12 protein-coding genes are annotated in these 17,211 nt (G+C 61.9%); 5 read left to right on the top strand and 7 right to left on the bottom strand.

Annotation, left to right across the window (positions count from 1 at the left end; translation table 11 throughout):
• Nucleotides 1-119 precede the first annotated feature (119 nt).
• From FFM53_RS26715 to FFM53_RS26700, 4 genes are all read right to left on the bottom strand, one after another.
• Nucleotides 120-758 carry an RES family NAD+ phosphorylase gene (locus FFM53_RS26715; protein ID WP_138388780.1) on the bottom strand — a complete coding sequence of 213 codons (639 nt, stop codon included), beginning with the start codon at nt 756-758 and terminating at the stop codon, nt 120-122.
• The gene (locus FFM53_RS26710) at nt 758-1,369 is read right to left on the bottom strand and encodes a MerR family transcriptional regulator (protein WP_138388781.1); all 612 of its coding nucleotides are present in this window, start codon (nt 1,367-1,369) and stop codon (nt 758-760) included. Before FFM53_RS26710 ends, FFM53_RS26715 begins: the two co-directional genes overlap by 1 nt.
• Before the next feature lie 141 nt (nt 1,370-1,510).
• Nucleotides 1,511-1,792: a hypothetical protein gene (locus FFM53_RS26705; RefSeq protein WP_138388782.1), complete on the bottom strand. Its 282-nt coding sequence runs from the start codon at nt 1,790-1,792 to the stop codon at nt 1,511-1,513.
• A 51-nt stretch (nt 1,793-1,843) separates the two neighbouring features.
• A complete protein-coding gene (locus tag FFM53_RS26700; protein WP_138388992.1) occupies nt 1,844-2,308 on the bottom strand; it encodes a hypothetical protein in 465 nt (154 codons plus the stop codon).
• Between the two features lie 211 nt (nt 2,309-2,519).
• On the opposite strand from FFM53_RS26700, the gene FFM53_RS26695 reads away from it, so the two are divergent.
• The 5 genes from FFM53_RS26695 (at nt 2,520) to FFM53_RS26675 (ending at nt 14,668) form a co-directional block, all read left to right on the top strand.
• Nucleotides 2,520-8,819 carry a HAMP domain-containing protein gene (locus tag FFM53_RS26695; protein WP_138388783.1) on the top strand — a complete coding sequence of 2,100 codons (6,300 nt, stop codon included), beginning with the start codon at nt 2,520-2,522 and terminating at the stop codon, nt 8,817-8,819.
• Nucleotides 8,820-8,829: 10 nt separating this feature from the next.
• Complete coding sequence (locus FFM53_RS26690) at nt 8,830-10,506, top strand: response regulator (protein WP_138388784.1); 1,677 nt, start codon at nt 8,830-8,832, stop codon at nt 10,504-10,506.
• Between the two features lie 152 nt (nt 10,507-10,658).
• On the top strand, nt 10,659-12,419 hold the full coding sequence (gene treZ, locus FFM53_RS26685; protein WP_246413301.1) for a malto-oligosyltrehalose trehalohydrolase: 1,761 nt from the start codon (nt 10,659-10,661) through the stop codon (nt 12,417-12,419).
• A gap of 29 nt (nt 12,420-12,448) precedes the next feature.
• Complete coding sequence (gene malQ / locus FFM53_RS26680) at nt 12,449-14,314, top strand: 4-alpha-glucanotransferase (RefSeq protein WP_138388786.1); 1,866 nt, start codon at nt 12,449-12,451, stop codon at nt 14,312-14,314.
• 192 nt (nt 14,315-14,506) lie between these two features.
• Nucleotides 14,507-14,668 carry a hypothetical protein gene (locus tag FFM53_RS26675; protein WP_171600455.1) on the top strand — a complete coding sequence of 54 codons (162 nt, stop codon included), beginning with the start codon at nt 14,507-14,509 and terminating at the stop codon, nt 14,666-14,668.
• Nucleotides 14,669-14,833: 165 nt separating this feature from the next.
• Here the strand turns inward: FFM53_RS26675 and FFM53_RS26670 are convergent, their stop codons facing one another.
• The 3 genes from FFM53_RS26670 to FFM53_RS26660 form a co-directional block, all read right to left on the bottom strand.
• The gene (locus FFM53_RS26670) at nt 14,834-16,021 is read right to left on the bottom strand and encodes a hypothetical protein (RefSeq protein WP_138388787.1); all 1,188 of its coding nucleotides are present in this window, start codon (nt 16,019-16,021) and stop codon (nt 14,834-14,836) included.
• Between the two features lie 343 nt (nt 16,022-16,364).
• Nucleotides 16,365-16,727 carry a hypothetical protein gene (locus FFM53_RS26665; RefSeq protein ID WP_138388788.1) on the bottom strand — a complete coding sequence of 121 codons (363 nt, stop codon included), beginning with the start codon at nt 16,725-16,727 and terminating at the stop codon, nt 16,365-16,367.
• A 53-nt stretch (nt 16,728-16,780) separates the two neighbouring features.
• Complete coding sequence (locus tag FFM53_RS26660; protein ID WP_246413294.1) at nt 16,781-17,179, bottom strand: DUF5086 family protein; 399 nt, start codon at nt 17,177-17,179, stop codon at nt 16,781-16,783.
• Nucleotides 17,180-17,211: the final 32 nt, after the last annotated feature.

Genomic DNA, 17,211 nt, shown 5'->3' with positions numbered 1-17,211 from the left:
CGTATAGCCTCAGAAACATGCGGAAAACAAGACCAAATAAATCAACTTATCGCAAAATTGACAGCGCATTGCTACGGGGCAACGTGCATCGCCCGTCGAACAGCAGCCGCGATTACCGTCTAAACGGGGCCGACCGGTGACAGCGACTTGCCGTAGACTTCGAGGATCGCGGCGATCTCCTTGAGGATACCGGAGAGCGGAAGCGTGCCTTTTCTATCGAACGCCATGTCACTGCGTTCGAAAAGGGCGAGGCAGATCTCGCTCGAATCATGGCGCGACTGGTAAGCGAGGCCATCCGGCCGATCGGCATGGTCCCAAAGCGCGTCCGTCCAAAGGCCGCATGGTCCGTAGGGGCCGGCGGAGATGGCATTATCGGTGCCGAGGACCTGCAGGCCGGTTCCGTGCATGCGCACGATCTTCAGTGGTCTGCTATAGCTGAGCTCGCTGATGGCGCGTGTGGTGATTTCGGTCGCGGACACCATCAACCGCTGGGGATTGCGCAGGATCGTTTCCGCAAGCGCTCCCCTGCGGCTCATCCCGACATAGAGAATTCCGAAACGTCCGCTGGCGCTGTCGAAACGATTGGTGGCGGCAATCCCGGGGCCGGGGCCAAAGAAGATGGGATCGAGATGCGTCCGATGGACCCTATGGAGAACCTGCCCGGGCGGAATGAGGTCGATCGGCAATGACGAATGGGCGAGCCAAGGGGGCGGGGGCAGGGCAGCTCCCGACGGCCCTCGGTCCGCATTTGACGGCATCAGGCAAAGCCGTCAGAGGTTTCAATCCGGATCAGACGCTGGACTGCTTCACGATCGCCGTCGCGCAGCGCCTGCAGAGCAGTCCGACCACCGAGAACCGTATCGGAAGCAAGCAAAAAATCCAATGCGATCCAGGGACCGGCGGCGGCAAAACCACGCACGACGTCGGATATCCCGGCGATCACCTCACCTTGATCCAACTGGCCGAGCGGATAGCGCCAGTCGCTGCCCTCGCGCACCGCAAGCAACGTGCCGGCCCGCCGTCTCTTGTCGATGGCCTGCCTGCTGATGCTGAGGATCCGTCCGGCGTCCTCGGCCGACATCGTTCCGCCTGCCCGCTCGACAAGATTTTGCCGATGTTCAACGTTGCGAGCCAGCGCCGGAACCAGCGGGTCGAGATCGTTTATCGCCGCGCCCACCATATCCGAGCGGCTGAGAAGCTGTGCCAACGATCCGGCGTCGGTCGGGGCTGAAAGCGCATCGGCCAGGTCCTTTGCCGGCACATTCGCCGAAATGCGCTCGAGCGCCGAGGTCGCGCGTCGCAGAAACGCGGTCCTGATGGAATTCGGCTCTTCCTGCGCGGTGGCGGGACCGGATGCGTGGCGGGCCATGGAGCGCTCCTTGGTTGACAAGGTATTTATATGGCTAATGATGATATGAAGTCAACCAAACATGCGGAGCCGGACAGCTCGGACGCGAACCCGCCCGGGACCGCCGTCGACAGTTGTTCAGCGTAAAGCCTTCGAACATGTTCAGGTCAGCTTTCCCACGAGCTTGGCGTAGTCCGAAAACGTAAGTCGTTCGCCTTTCTGGCTTGCCTGATTGGCAAGCAGAAGCACGCGAAGGGGAAACAGGGTTGCCGCGCGGTTGGCGTCGGACAGATCGTGCCCGTTATTTTCTTCGACGCTTTTCCTGGCCTTCGACAGCGCAACGTCCAGCTCCTCATGAGTGAGGAGTCCTTTTTCGACGATTGCATCTGTTATCGATGCGATCGCCATGATGAGGCCTTCGAGCTGCAGGTTCGCTGTATTCATTGTGCCCTCTAAGGAAGTAAAGCGGTCTCTCCGGCCGCTGTCATAGTGGAGTCAGTCTTCTTGAACCGGGCGGATCGTGTCGACCGAGATCACACCTTCGACGACCCCGCGTTTGACGTCACGTCTATCCCGATCGATCTCGATGACGGTGTAGAGCTTGTCGTCGCGGAAGGCGCTGGCATTGACCGTGGTGACATCCTCGGCGGGAGCTGCATCCACTTCCATGAAATCGAGCTCCCGAGCCGCGGCAACGATCCTGGCGTCGCCCGGCGTTCTGGCGGCCACGACGATAATGCCATGTCCGGGGGAGTTTTCCCATCTCGGATCGTCAGGCGCCGCGATCGGCTCCAACCGGTAGATGTTGAGCATCTCGCCGCCGACGTCGGGCGACGCTTGCGCAGCCGCATCCGCAATTTGCGCCTGGCTCTCGACCGACTTTCCGAAGGTGGTCGGGCTGGTCGCGTTGTTGATCTCTTCCTTGCCTGTCCTTGAGACGTTCGACATGTCGCTCTCCATTGTCAGGACGGAAACGACAGCCGGCAGCAAAGTGTTCCCCGCGCACGAAAAACCGCAAATTCCACCGAGACGGTTTCCGGCGAGCACTTCAGATATCTGCAACTGTCGGGCTCATTTTGGGCGGTGAATCATGTTAGAATGTGGGCGGGACGGCCCATACCATTTTCTGAGTTGAGCACTAAATTACCAGTCGTCGAACAGGGGGATTTTCGTGAGCAACCAAACCAGCGAATTCGCGCGCGACAGCGTTGCGGCAGACAGCCTCAATGGGCATGACCACAAAACGATGGCGTTCGACGACGCCAGCGCGCTTCTGGAAGTCCTTGTCGCGGTCCGGCGCGGCGACTTTTCCGTACGGATGCGGTCCGACCTGACGGGTCTCACCGGCAAGGTCGCCGATGCCCTCAACGACATCATCGCCGCCAATCAGCGCATGGCCCAGCAGCTCGAGCATGTCGGGCAGGTGGTCGGCCGGGACGGGCGAACGAGCACGCGCGTACGCTTCGGCCTGTCGGACGGCTCCTGGTCCGAAATGGAAGGATCGATCAACGGTCTGATCGACGATCTCTTGTGGCCGACGACCGCCGTCACGCGCACGATCACGGCGGTCGCCAAGGGGGATCTCTTGCAGACCGTGCCGCTTGACGTCGACGGGCGGCCGCTCAAAGGCGAGTTCCTGCGCTCGGCCGATATCGTCAACACAATGATCAAGCAGCTGAGCGTCTTCACTTCGGAAGTGACGCGCGTCGCGCGCGAGGTCGGCACGGACGGAAAGCTCGGCGGCCAGGCACAGGTGCCGGAGGTGACGGGCGTCTGGAAGGATCTCACCGAAAGCGTGAACTCGATGGCGTCGAACCTGACGGCGCAGGTGCGTAACATCGCGGAAGTGACGATCGCCGTTGCCAACGGCGATCTTTCCAAGAAGATCACCGTCGACGTGCGCGGCGAGATCCTGCAGCTGAAGGAGGCGATCAACACCATGGTCGACCAGCTCAGGTCCTTCGCCTCGGAAGTGACGCGCGTCGCCCGCGAGGTCGGCACCGAAGGCAAGCTCGGCGGACAGGCGTTGGTGCCAGGCGTCGCCGGCACCTGGAAGGATCTGACCGACAGCGTCAACGCCATGTGCGGCAACCTGACGGCGCAGGTGCGCAACATCGCCCAGGTGACAACGGCCGTGGCGCGCGGCGACCTGTCGCGCAAGATCACCGTCGACGTCTCGGGCGAAATCCTGGAGCTCAAGGAAACCATCAACACGATGGTCGACCAGCTCAACGGCTTTGCCGGCGAGGTGACGCGCGTGGCGCGTGAAGTCGGCACAGAAGGCCGCCTCGGCGGCCAGGCGCAGGTGCCTGGCGTGGCAGGCACCTGGAAGGACCTCACCGACAACGTCAATTCCATGGCATCGAACCTCACCGCGCAGGTGCGCAATATCGCCGAGGTCTCGACCGCGATCGCCAATGGCGACCTGTCGAAGAAGATCACCGTGACGGTGTCGGGGGAAATCCTCGAGCTGAAGGAAACGATCAACACGATGGTGGATCAGCTGAATGCCTTCGCTTCGGAAGTCACCCGCGTCGCTCGCGAAGTCGGCACGGAGGGACGGCTTGGCGGCCAGGCCAATGTGCGCGGCGTCGCCGGCACCTGGAAGGATCTGACCGAGAACGTCAACTCGATGGGCGGTAACCTGACGGCGCAGGTGCGCAATATCGCCGAAGTGTCGACCGCGATCGCCAATGGCGATCTGTCGAAGAAGATCACCGTCGACGTGAAGGGCGAAATCCTGGAACTGAAGGAAACCATCAATACGATGGTCGATCAGCTGAACGCCTTCGCTTCGGAAGTGACCCGTGTGGCCCGCGAAGTCGGCACAGAAGGCCAGCTCGGCGGCCAGGCCAATGTGCGCGGCGTTGCCGGCACCTGGAAGGACCTCACCGACAGCGTCAACTCCATGGCCTCCAACCTGACCGGGCAGGTGCGCAACATCGCCGAAGTCGCGACCGCGGTTGCCCAGGGAGACCTTTCCAAGAAGATCACCGTCACCGTGTCGGGCGAAATCCTCGAACTGAAGGAGACCATCAACACGATGGTCGATCAGTTGAACGGCTTTGCCGGCGAGGTGACGCGTGTGGCGCGCGAGGTCGGCACGGAAGGGCGGCTCGGCGGCCAGGCGAACGTGCTCGGCGTCGCCGGCACCTGGAAGGATTTGACCGACAGCGTCAATTCCATGGCGGGCAATCTGACGGCGCAGGTGCGCAACATCGCCGAAGTCTCGACCGCGATTGCCAATGGCGACCTGTCGAAGAAGATCACGGTGTCGGTCTCGGGCGAAATCCTCGAGCTCAAGGAAACGCTGAACACCATGGTCGATCAGCTGAACCGGTTCGCCTCCGAAGTCACGCGCGTCGCGCGCGAGGTCGGAACGGAAGGCAAGCTCGGCGGCCAGGCGCAGGTGCCGGGCGTCGCCGGCACCTGGAAGGACCTCACCGAAAACGTCAATTCCATGGCCTCCAACCTGACCGGTCAGGTCCGAAACATCGCCGAAGTGACGACGGCCGTGGCGCGCGGCGACCTCTCGCGCAAGATCACAGTCGACGTGAAAGGCGAAATCCTCGAACTGAAGAATACCATCAACACAATGGTCGATCAGCTCAACGCCTTCGCCGGCGAAGTGACGCGCGTTGCCCGCGAGGTCGGCACCGAAGGCAAGCTCGGCGGCCAGGCGCAGGTCTCCGGCGTCGCCGGCACCTGGAAGGACCTGACCGACAGCGTCAATTCCATGGCGGGTAACCTGACGGCGCAGGTGCGCAACATCGCCGAGGTGGCGACCGCGATCGCCAATGGCGACCTGTCGCGCAAGATCACCGTCGACGTGCGCGGCGAAATCCTGCTGTTGAAAGACACTTTGAACACCATGGTCGATCAGCTTCGCTCCTTTGCCGGCGAAGTGACGCGCGTGGCGCGCGAAGTCGGCACCGATGGCAGGCTCGGCGGCCAGGCCGTCGTTCCCGGTGTTGCCGGCACCTGGAAGGACTTGACCGATAACGTCAACCTGCTCGCCGCCAATCTGACAACCCAGGTTCGAAACATTGCCGAGGTGACGACGGCCGTTGCGCGCGGCGACCTGTCGCGCAAGATCACCGTCGACGTGAAGGGGGAAATCCTCGAACTGAAGAATACCATCAACACGATGGTCGACCAGCTCAACGCCTTCGCCGGCGAAGTGACGCGTGTCGCCCGCGAAGTCGGCACCGAGGGCAAGCTCGGCGGCCAGGCGCAGGTGCCTGGCGTCGCCGGAACCTGGAAAGACCTGACCGACACCGTCAACGTCATGGCCGCCAACCTGACCGAGCAGGTCCGCGGCATCGTCAAGGTGGTGACGGCTGTGGCGAACGGCGACCTCAAGCAAAATCTCACCGTCGCATCGAAGGGGGAGGTGGCCGCCCTTGCCGAGACCATCAACAACATGACCAACACGCTCGCGACCTTTGCCGATCAGGTGACCACGGTTGCGCGCGAGGTGGGCGTGGAAGGCCGTCTCGGCGGTCAAGCGAATGTTCCGGGTACTGCGGGAACCTGGAAGGACTTGACCGGCAACGTCAACCTGCTGGCAGCCAACCTGACGACGCAGGTGCGGGCCATTGCCGAGGTGGCGACCGCCGTCACCAAGGGCGACCTGACGCGCTCGATCAAGGTCGACGCGCGCGGCGAAGTGGCCGAGCTCAAGGACAACATCAACACGATGATCGACAACCTCAGGCTCACCACCGAGCGCAACACTGAGCAGGACTGGCTGAAGACCAACCTGGCTCGCTTCACCAACATGCTGCAGGGGCAGCGCGACCTGACGCTGGTCGGCAAGATGCTGCTGTCGGAGCTGGCGCCTCTGGTCGGCGCCCATCAGGGGGTCATCTACCAGGTGGATTCCGACGAGCGGCAGCCGATCTTGTCGCTGCTCTCTGTCTACGCGAAAGGGGGCGAGGCGGCGCACCCGGCGCGGCTCGAATTCGGCCAGGGACTTGTCGGCCAGTGCGCCAGCGACGCCCGCCGCATCCTGGTCACCGACCTTCCCGACAATGTCGTTCCGATAAGCTCCGGCGTGTTCACGACCTTGCCGAGGAGCGCCATCGTGCTGCCTGTGCATTTCGAGGGACAGGTGAAAGCAGTGATCGAGCTAGCCTCCGTCGGCGAATTCACCGACTTGCAGCTCTCCTTCCTTGACCAGCTGACGACATCGATCGGCATCGTCCTCAACTCGATCGAAGCAACCATGCAGACCGAAGGCCTGCTCAAGCAGTCCCAGCAGCTTGCCGCCGAGCTTCAGACGCAGCAGCGCGAGCTGCAGCAGACCAACGAGCAGCTCGGGCAGAAGGCGCAGCAACTGGAGGAGCGCAACGTCGAAGTCGAGGCGAAAAACCAGGAAATCGAGCAGGCCCGGCGCGCGCTCGAGGAAAAGGCAACCGAGCTCGCGCTGACATCGAAGTACAAATCCGAATTCCTCGCCAACATGTCGCATGAGCTGCGCACGCCTTTGAATTCGATCCTCATCCTCGGCCAGCAGCTGGGAGAAAATCCGGATGGCAACCTCTCGGGCAAACAGGTCGAGTTCGCAAAGACGATCCACGGTGCGGGAACCGATCTGTTGAACCTCATCAGCGATATCCTCGACCTGTCGAAGATCGAGTCCGGAACGGTCTCGGTCGATGCCGAGGAGATTTTTGTCAGCAACCTGCTCGAGATGATGGCGCGGCCATTCCGGCACGAGGCCGAAAACCGGGACCTGTCATTCTCGGTCGATGTCGGCGCCGATGTCGCAAAGAGCCTCATTACGGATTCGAAGCGACTGCAGCAGATCCTCAAGAACCTGCTGTCGAATGCCTTCAAGTTCACCGCGCAGGGCGGCGTGACACTTCGCGTCGCGTCGGCAACGAGCGGCTGGTCGTCTGATCATCCCTCGTTGAGGCACGCGCCGTCTGTCATCGCCTTCGAAGTCGTCGATACCGGCATCGGCATACCGCCTGAAAAACAGCGCATCATTTTCGAGGCGTTCCAGCAGGCGGATGCTTCGACGAGCCGCAAATATGGCGGCACCGGCCTCGGCCTGGCGATCAGCCGCGAATTGGCGAACCTCTTGGGCGGCGAGATCCAGCTGCGCAGCACCCCCGGTGTCGGCAGCACCTTCGTCCTCTACCTGCCGCTCACCTATGTCGGCGCCGGCGCGGCTGCGCCCAAGACCGTTCCGTCGGCAAATGTCGTGGAATTCGCCGAGGCGGCAGCAAACCGCCGCGCCGAAAAGCCGATCGAACATGTCGAAGACGATCGCCATCAGATAGTGGCCGGCGACTCGGTGCTGCTCGTCGTCGAGGACGATGCGCATTACGCCCGCGTGCTGGTGGATCTCGCCCGCGACAATGGATTCAAGGTTTTGGTGGCGATGCGCGGCAGCGATGCGCTCGCACTCGCGCAGGACTACAGGCCGGCGGCGATCTCGCTCGACATCTTTCTGCCCGACATGCTCGGCTGGACGGTGCTGAGCCAGCTCAAACAGAATCCGCAGACGCGGCACATTCCGGTCCAGATCATCAGTCTCGACGAGGATCGCCAGCATGGGCTGACCCGCGGCGCCTTCGCTTTCATGAGCAAGCCGACGACGCCGGAAGGTCTCGGCAAGGCGCTGTCGCGATTGAAGGCCTATGCGCAGCCGCGCCGCAAGCATCTGTTGCTCGTGGAAGACAACGAGGCCGAGCGTTTGAGCGTCACCGCCCTTCTCGGACACGACGACATCGATATCACCAGCGTCGGCTCCGGATCGGAGGCTCTCGCCGCTCTTCGGCAGAATGCAGCCGACTGCGTGGTGCTCGACCTCTCCCTTCCCGACATGTCCGGCTTCGAAGTGCTGGAGCAAATACGCGACGACGCCGAGATCGGCGAGGTGCCGGTGGTCGTGTTCACCGGCCGCGAGCTTTCCGCTGAGGAAGATGCGACGCTGCACAGCATGGCCCGCAGCGTCGTGGTCAAGGGGGTCGAATCGCCCGAGCGTCTGCTGGATGAGACCGCCTTGTTCCTGCACCGGGTTGTCGCCGACCTACCGGCAGCAAAACAGGCGACGCTGCAGGACCTGCACAGCTCGGACGAAGATCTGGTCGGCGAGACCGTCCTGCTCGTCGACGACGATGCCCGCAACATTTTCGCGCTGAGCAGTGTTCTCGAACGCCGGGGAATGAAAGTCCTGACCGCGACGACCGGCAGTGAAGCCATCGAGGTCATCAACAACGAACCATCCGTCGCCATCGTGCTGATGGATATCATGATGCCTGGGATGGACGGCTACGAGACGATGCAGGTCATCCGTTCGGAGCCCCGGTTCCGGCGGCTGCCGATCCTGGCGTTGACGGCAAAGGCGATGAAGGGTGACCGCGAGAAATGCCTGGAAGCGGGCGCGTCCGACTATCTGGCGAAGCCGGTCAATACCGAACAGCTTCTGTCGGCTCTTCGCATGTGGCTGCATCGCTGAGGATCTGGCCATGAACCCCGTCAACATCCTCCTCGTCGACGACCAACCGGCAAAACTCCTCAGTTACGAGGTCATTCTCGAAGAACTCCAGGAAAACCTCATCAAGGCGCAATCCGCTCGCGAAGCCTTCGAGCACCTGTTGCGCACTGAAATCGCGGTGATCCTCGTCGATGTCTGCATGCCCGAACAGGATGGATTCGAGCTCGTCAGCATGATCCGGCAGCATCCGCGCTATCAGAACACGCCGATCATCTTCGTTTCCGCCGTGATGCTGGCGGAACCGGACCGGCTGCGCGGCTATGCTGTGGGCGCGGTCGACTACGTCTCCGTCCCGATTGTCCCCGAGGTGCTGAGAGCCAAGGTGCGGGTCTTTGCCGATCTCTACAGGAAGACGAGGGAGCTCGAACGCCTGAACGCCGAGCTGGAGGCCCGCGTTCACCAGCGTACCGCCGAACTCGAGGCCTCGGCAGCGCAGTTGCGGGAGCTCAACGAAGAGCTCGAGCACCGGATCGATCAACGGACACGGGAGCGCGAAGAGGCGCTCGCACAGCTGTTCGAGGCGCAGAAGCTCGACACGATCGGCCACCTGACCGGTGGCGTGGCCCACGACTTCAATAACCTTCTGATGGCGGTTCTCGGCAGCCTGAACCTTCTGAAGAAGCGGCTTCCGGCCGATGAACGCAGTGAACGCCTGGTGACGAACGCGATCCAGGCGGCCGAACGCGGCACGGCGCTGACCCAGCGCCTGCTTGCTTTCGCACGTCGCCAGGAGCTCAAGCCGCAGGCGGTCGACTTCTTCAGGCTGTTCGAAAATGTCGAGGATCTTCTCGCCAAGGCGGTGGGGCCGCGCATTGAAATCCGCAAAAGCATCCCGGCGGATCTGGCACCCCTTCTGGTCGACAGCAACCAGTTGGAACTGGCGCTGCTCAACCTGTTCGTCAATGCCCGGGATGCGCTCGAAAGCGGCGGAGCCGTGACGGTTGCCGCGGCGGCAGCCGAAGACGCCCGCCCGGCCGGGCTCGCGGGCGGAAATTACATCCGGATATCGGTGTCGGACGATGGCGAGGGGATGGACGAGGCAACGGTCTCGCGTGCCGCCGAACCGTTTTTCACCACCAAGGGGGTCGGCAAGGGCACCGGCCTCGGCCTGTCGATGGTGCATGGCCTGGCGGCGCAATCCGGCGGCTCGATCCAGATATCGAGCATCAGGGGCAAGGGCACGACCGTTTCCCTGTGGCTGCCCGTTGCCGAAACTTTCGTCAAGGTGCAGCCTCCCGTTGAACCTCCGGCGACGGAGCCCTTGAAACCGGCGTCGCGGCCGCTTGCCATTCTCGTAGTTGATGACGATGCCCTTGTCAGGACCGGAACCGTGGCGATGCTGGAGGATCTCGGGCACCTGCCGCAGGAAGCGTCTTCCGCCTCCCAGGCCTTGGAATTCTTTGCCGACGGGCAGGGTTGCGATCTCGTCATCACCGATCATGCCATGCCGGGCATGACGGGCGCCGAGCTTGCGCGTCACCTTCGCTCCTCCTTTCCAGGCCTGCCCATCATCCTTGCCTCGGGCTATGCCGAGTTTTCCGAGGACCATGGCCTCGGCCGGATGCTGCGGATGAAGAAGCCATTCACGCAGGAACAGCTTCAGACGGCCATGGATCAGGCGCTCTCGGGCAAAGTCGCGGTGGCCTGAGGGTCGAAGCGTAACGATGCCAAGGCGAACGGCGCGGCTATCCCGGTGATAGCGGCCGTTTTCGCGCGTCCGCGTGCGGACGAAACTTTTCGCTCCCGCAAAAGTTAGCCAAATCTCATCCCATTTTCATCGAAGGCTTTCCCTTGACCAAAATGACGTTCGGACCGGCATTCACTGAAGAGGGCATTCTATTCCGCCTCTGGGCTCCCCTGCATGAAAGCGTGTCGCTGAAACTCAAAGGCGCTGATCCGCGGCCGATGCAGGCGGTCGGGAACGGCTGGCACCACTATACGGTCGCGGATGCCGGTGTCGGTACGCGCTACCGCTTCGTCCTGCCGGACGGTCTCGAAATTCCCGATCCCGCCTCGCGGTTCCAGCCGCAGGATGTGCACGGGCCGAGCGAAGTGGTCGACCTTTCCTCCTATCGCTGGAAGACGGGTGACTGGACGGGTCGGCCTTGGGAAGAGATGGTCATGTACGAGATGCATATCGGCTGCTTCACGCCGGAGGGTACTTTCAAGGCCGCGATCGAGCGGCTCGACCATCTGCAAGCGCTGGGCGTTACGGCGCTGCAGATCATGCCGCTTAGTGAATTTCCCGGCCGTTACAGCTGGGGTTATGATGGCGTGCTTCCCTACGCTCCGGACAGCAGCTACGGCCGGCCGGAAGATTTCATGGCGCTGGTGGACGCAGCGCACCAGCGCGGCATCTCGGTTTTCCTGGACGTGGTCTACAATCACTTCGGGCCCGACGGGAACTATATCCCCGCCTATGCGCCGCTCTTTACCGACCATCACAAGACGCCCTGGGGCAACGGCATCAATTACGATGGCGACGGATCGGAGATGATCCGCGAGTTCATCATCGAGAACGCCATCTACTGGATCACCAGGTTCAGGCTCGACGGTTTCCGCTTCGATGCCGTCCACGCCATCAAGGACGACAGCGCCGAGCATCTGCTTCACGCGCTTGCCCGCCGCGTCAGGGCCGCGGCCGGCAACCGGCATGTTCATCTGATCGTCGAAAACGAGGAGAACGACAGCGACCTGTTGACGCGTGACGAAAACGGGGAGGTGAGGCTGTTCACCGCCCAGTGGAACGACGACGTACACCATGTGCTGCATATCACTGCCACCGGCGAAACCTTCGGCTATTATGCCGATTACGCTGGTGATGCCGGCAAGCTCGGCCGGGCGCTGGCGGAAGGTTTCGTCTTTCAGGGGGAGCACATGCCCTATCGCGGCGGAAGCCGCGGCAAGCCCAGCGGCTATCTCCCGCCCACCGCTTTCATCTCCTTCATCCAGAACCATGACCAGATCGGCAACAGGGCGCTGGGGGATCGGGTTCTGGCTTCGAGCCCTGCAGATGTCGTCAAGGCGGTCGCCGCCATCTACCTGCTGGCGCCCGAGATCCCGATGCTGTTCATGGGGGAGGAATGGGGCGCCAGAGAGCCTTTCCCCTTCTTCTGCGATTTCGACGAGGATCTGAACGAGAAGGTCAGGAAAGGCCGTCGCGAGGAGCTTTCGCGTCTGCCAGGCTTCGACGCCGACGACCTTCTCGACCCGACGGCGCCATCAACCTTCGCCGCCGCCAAGCTGGACTGGTCGAAACTCGCCTCTTCCGAGGTCCTTGGTTTTTACAGGGCGCTTCTCGACCTCCGGCACCGCAGGATCGTGCCTTTGCTGAAAGGCGCTGGCGCCGGGAACGCGGTCTATCGCTCGGCGGGAAGCGCGCTCGCGGTGGATTGGACCCTGGCACAAAACCGGCGTCTTCAGCTGCACGCCAACCTCGGCGCCGAGGCGGCGCCGCCCGTCTCGCAGCAGGACGACGGCGAGACGATCTTCCGTCTCGGCGGCAACGATGGCGGCGATCTCGCACCCTGGACGGTGATCTGGAGCATCGGCGAGGCTTGACGGCGTGCTGACAGGAAGGCGATCGAACGATGAAATCTGCTGAGCTCGACAAGCTCGCCCGCCGGCACGGCATCAGCCTGACCAGGCCCAGTCCCGACAATCGGGAGCTGGCGATATCAGCCGAGACCAAGCGCAAGATCCTCTCGGCACTGAAGATCGACGTGCCGGGAGCGGCCGATCCCGAGACCGGCGCGCAGGGGCGGGAGTCCAAGCTGGCGGCTAAGAAGATCGCCAGGTCATTTCTGCCCGATTTCCTTTCCTGCACGCGCGTCTGGGGCTTAAGCCTGCAGCTCTACGAGCTCCGTTCGGCACGCAACTGGGGCATAGGAGATTTCGAGGATCTGTCGGATATGGCGGATCTCGCGAGATCGCTGGGCGCCGATTTCATCGGCCTGACACCGCTTCACGCGCCGTTTCTCGCCGATCCCGACCGTTGCAGTCCCTACGAGCCGTCGAGCCGCCAGCATCTCAACCCGCTCTATATCGCGGTCGACCGGTTGCCGGGTTTTGCCTGCAGTCCCGAACTCGAACGGCAATTGGAAAGCCTTCGCCAAACCGATCTCGTCGACTACGTCGGCGTCGCACAGATCAAGCTGAGGGTCCTGCGCGATCTTTGGCCGGCCTGGCGACAGCGCAGCGTGATCGACGAGGCCTATGATCCGGCCGCTTTCGACGCCTTCATCACGCAAGGCGGTAACAGCCTGCGGCTGCATGCGCTTTTCGAATGCCTCTCGTTTTCCATGGTCGAGCGCGGGGTGGGCGCCGGCTGGCAACGTTGGCCAGCCGATTTCCAGCGCTTCGACAGCGCCGCTGTCTCTGAATTTGAGCGCGGACACGCGGACGATGTCCGCTTCCACATGTGGCTGCAATGGCTTGCTCACCGGCAGCTGATGCAGGCGGCGGAGCGGGCGCGAAAGGCCGGCCTGCGGATCGGGCTCTATCTCGATCTTGCCGTCGGGGAGGCGGTCGATGGCTCGGCGACATGGAGCGAGCCGGATATCTATGTCTCGAAGGCCACCATCGGCAGCCCACCCGATCCATTCGCCGTGGACGGGCAGGACTGGCACCTTGCCGGATATCTGCCTTCCGCGATCGCGGCAGGAGAAATGTCGCCTTTCCGGCGCATGGTCAGCGCTGCCATGCGATATGCGGGCGCCATCCGCATCGACCACGCCGCAGCGCTTCGCCGCCTCTTCCTGGTGCCATTGGGCAGCAGGCCGGACGGCGGCGCTTATGTCCGCTATCCCCAGGATCGGCTGCTGCAGATCCTCGCAGAAGTGTCCGCCGAGCATCGGTGCCTCGTCATCGGAGAAGACCTGGGACTGATCCCCAAGGGATTGCAGGACGATCTGGCGGCGGCCCACATTCTCTCCTACCGCATCCTTTCCTATGAACAGGACAAAAAGGGCTTCAAGCCGGCGGACGTCTATCCCGTCCTGGCTTTGGCCTGCATTTCGACGCACGACCACCAGACCCTTGCCGGCTGGTGGCGCGGCGCCGACATTCAGGCCCGGTGCGAGCACGGCATCGTGCCGCCCGATCTCACCGAGATACATCTCGAAGACCGCAAGCGCGAGCGGAGGAACCTGAAAGCGGCGCTGAAGGCTGCCGGCCTCGAACTGCCGGCCAGGCTTTCCCAAGCGCGGGCAACCGACGAGACGCTGAGGGAATTGACCGTCAGCGCCTATCGCTTCATCGCCAGGACGCCCTCGCTTCTCGCCGCGGTCCGTCTCGCCGATCTCACCGACGAAAAGAGGCCAACCAATGTGCCAGGCACCAGCGACAGCTATCCGAACTGGAAGCCGAAGCTATCGGTTTTGCTCGCGGATCTGATGTCGAGCCCGCTGCTGAAGAGCGTCACGGCGGCAATGCGGGAGGAAAGGCCGCGGGAGTGATTAAGGCTGGCGGGCCGTCCGCTTCATCAATGTCGTTCAATAAGGCCTGCTGCGCATATGGAAATCGCTTCGCGCAAGGAACGAATAGGAAGCCGGCGAATTTTCAAGGAATAGGGACAGGCATTGCCGAGATGAGGACCCGTCCGCTTTCGCCGCGTCAGATGCGGCGACTATATTGATGGAAAAAAGACCATGACGAGCGCATTCATCCTTATCGCATTGGCTCTGATCATCATCTACGCCGGTCCGACATTGCTGTTCATCTGCGTCGGATATGCCGATTATATGCTGGAGCGGCGAAGGCATATGGCGGCGTTGAAGCACGCCGTGAAGCGTCGCAGCGACGAGTTTTGAGCCTTTCGCGGGAAAACCGCTTCGCACTTCTCCTGGAGTGGCTAGAGGTGGTGGACACCTTTCGTCGGCTTGGATGTTACTCTGATTTCCCAGAAAAGGATGCAGAGGCAGGTTGGCAAAACCCGCCTCCGGCAGCCGGCGTTCGTGAAGCGCCTCTGCGAATAGTTAGTCGTTCGCCGTGACCTTGACGCCAAGCACCGAAGGAATGGTGTTCGGTGCGCCCATGGCAGCGCCGATGATCATCGGGACGGGAACCGGCTTTTCCGGCGCGGCGCTGATCGTCAGGCTTTTCGGTCCGTCGAGATAAGTGTTGACGGCAGCCGCCACCTGGTTTTGCAGCTCGGGCATGTTGAGCTGCGCCATCATCATCGGCACTAGACCTTTCAGCGATTGCGCCAGCTGGTCGCCCGTCACGCCCTGCTGCGAGCCGGCATAATCGAGCGCCTTCTTGGTGATCGAGGCATCGTCGAAGCGGATCGAGGCGCTGTTGATCGTCAGCTGCTGCATCAGCCCCAGCATCGCAAGGCCGGTGGCCTGGTTGGCTTCTTCCTTGTTCGGATTGGCCTTGGCAGTCTTCACCGCCTCCTGCAGCGATTTGATGAAGCCCAGCGTGTAACCGGAGAAATCGACGGCGAAATTCAGCCGGCCGACATTCTTGAAGTCGAAAGCATATTCGTCGACAGCGACCTTGCCGCTTTCGATTTCCCAGATGCCCTTCATCGTCACCGTGCCGTCGAGCGTCGTCAGGCCCAGTTTCTCGATGGCCTCCTTCGCATTCGAATCCTCGACCTGCGACAGGTCGGCCTTGAGACCGGCGACATTGGCGTCATAGGCAAAGCCGCCATCCTGGCGTTCGAGGTTCGACTCGATGCTGTCGATCGCGAGCACGTCCTTGCCCTTGATGTTGAGAGCGATCGGGCCGGTGCTGACGGTTTCATAGAGGAGGATGTCGTTCAGCGTATCGCCCGTCGCATTGGCGGGAATCGTCAGGCCTGTGATCTGGATCTCGTTTGCGGAAAAACGTCCTTCCTCCTGGCTGATATCGATATCCGGGAAGGAGACGGTCTTGGCGTGATAGCCACCGCCTTCGATTTCCTCGACGCCCTCGAAGGTGAGGTCGCCGATCTTCAAAGTGTCGCCGGGCAGGCTCGAGGATCCCACCTGGACACCGGTCGCCGTTACCGTGTCGCCATCGGCTTCCGCCTTTTCGAAGGTGATGACCGTACCGCCGGCACTGGTTGCGGCATTGAGCTTCTTCATCATGTCCGTGCCATCAAGGGCAAGCGCCGGGCCGGCCAGCGTCAGGAACGCGGTGCTTGCCATCATCAGGTGGAGATTACGCATATGCTTCATGGAGATGTCCTTATGTAGAAAATAGATGCGAGGATTTCGAAATTTCCAGACGGGCCGAGTCCCGCTCTCAGGTCAGAAAAGGCGGTCCACGAAGAGCGCCGCTCGATTTCACGGCTTTCATCTGGTCAGCTAATTTGGGGGCGGTGAGGTCAGGATCAGCCGGAACGTTGCGGCTGAAGGAACATAGATATCCCTCCGCCGGTGAGGGGCGGCAATATTTTCTCTAGCAGGGGTAGCGTTGAGACTCATCCATTACACAAAAATTGTATTTCTTCGATTCTTGCAACCCTTCGAAGTTCGAATGCCGAGATGGGAGTCGCTCGTCCGCGGGGCGCTGCATGATTCAATTGCGCATTTCCGACACTCGCCCGCGCAACAAGTAGGCGAGCGCAAAGACCACCAGGAAGGGGTAGACGAGCACGATGATCGGCAGACCGGCAGCCAGCGCATCGTCTTGCATATAGATGTTGAGGATGCCGGCTCCGAGCACTAAGGGGTACAGCGGCGCAAATCTGTCGAACCACATCCTGAAAGGCCCAGCCAGGAGCAGAACGAGCGCCGGCAGAATGAAAATGCCGAGATTTCTTGCAACATTCATGAGCTCGGGACCGAACGGTTCGGTGGAGGAATAAAGTCGGCCCATCTGGCGGGCCGCCCACAGAGCAGCGATTGCGGCCCCGGCATATCCGGCTGGTCTTGCTAACATCGCCGAACTTCCTTTTGTTCACGCGCCGCGTTGGTAGGGTCGTCCTCTGACTATTATGGCCGCATATTGTCTGCGGCGTCGACGCATTCAAGAATTGTCGTGCGGCAAACGCCGGCCTCCTGCTGCATGAGAGGTTGCGCGCGCCAGGCTCGGTAGGCGATCCGGAATTCGATGTCCTTGTAAAAATAGGTCTTGGCTTTTGGTCGCACGCGGCTCCTGTCCAAAGCGTCCGCCGTTACGACAACATGTGCGGCAAGCCGTTTGAATTGCCATGGCGGCGAAGCTCGCTCCTTCTCGATCACCTCGACATGGTAGTAAAGATCGTGATCGGCAGGCTCCGGATGTTTGTGGACGGTGGCCCAGCGAACGGTCCGTGGTGAGAGGGAGAGAACGACGGTGGAAACATCAGGTGGTTTCACAGCGTCGGCACGCGCGAAGACCGCTGCGCCCAAAATGGTCGCGACAGCAAGAAGGATAGCTCCAG

Origin of the sequence: Rhizobium indicum (assembly GCF_005862305.2) — a bacterium.
GTDB lineage: Bacteria > Pseudomonadota > Alphaproteobacteria > Rhizobiales > Rhizobiaceae > Rhizobium > Rhizobium indicum.
The sequence above is the reverse complement of the archived record's forward strand: the minus strand, read 5'-3'. Positions and strand labels throughout refer to the sequence as shown.

Excerpts from the sequence above, each read along its gene's own strand:
- FFM53_RS26715 (WP_138388780.1), bottom strand. The coding sequence starts at position 758 with ATGCCGTCAAATGCGGACCGAGGGCCGTCGGGAGCTGCCCTGCCCCCG.
- treZ (WP_246413301.1), top strand. The coding sequence starts at position 10,659 with ATGACGTTCGGACCGGCATTCACTGAAGAGGGCATTCTATTCCGCCTC.
- FFM53_RS26700 (WP_138388992.1), bottom strand. The coding sequence starts at position 2,308 with ATGGAGAGCGACATGTCGAACGTCTCAAGGACAGGCAAGGAAGAGATC.
- FFM53_RS26705 (WP_138388782.1), bottom strand. The coding sequence starts at position 1,792 with ATGAATACAGCGAACCTGCAGCTCGAAGGCCTCATCATGGCGATCGCA.
- FFM53_RS26710 (WP_138388781.1), bottom strand. The coding sequence starts at position 1,369 with ATGGCCCGCCACGCATCCGGTCCCGCCACCGCGCAGGAAGAGCCGAAT.
- FFM53_RS26675 (WP_171600455.1), top strand. The coding sequence starts at position 14,507 with ATGACGAGCGCATTCATCCTTATCGCATTGGCTCTGATCATCATCTAC.
- FFM53_RS26690 (WP_138388784.1), top strand. The coding sequence starts at position 8,830 with ATGAACCCCGTCAACATCCTCCTCGTCGACGACCAACCGGCAAAACTC.
- FFM53_RS26665 (WP_138388788.1), bottom strand. The coding sequence starts at position 16,727 with ATGTTAGCAAGACCAGCCGGATATGCCGGGGCCGCAATCGCTGCTCTG.
- malQ (WP_138388786.1), top strand. The coding sequence starts at position 12,449 with ATGAAATCTGCTGAGCTCGACAAGCTCGCCCGCCGGCACGGCATCAGC.
- FFM53_RS26670 (WP_138388787.1), bottom strand. The coding sequence starts at position 16,021 with ATGAAGCATATGCGTAATCTCCACCTGATGATGGCAAGCACCGCGTTC.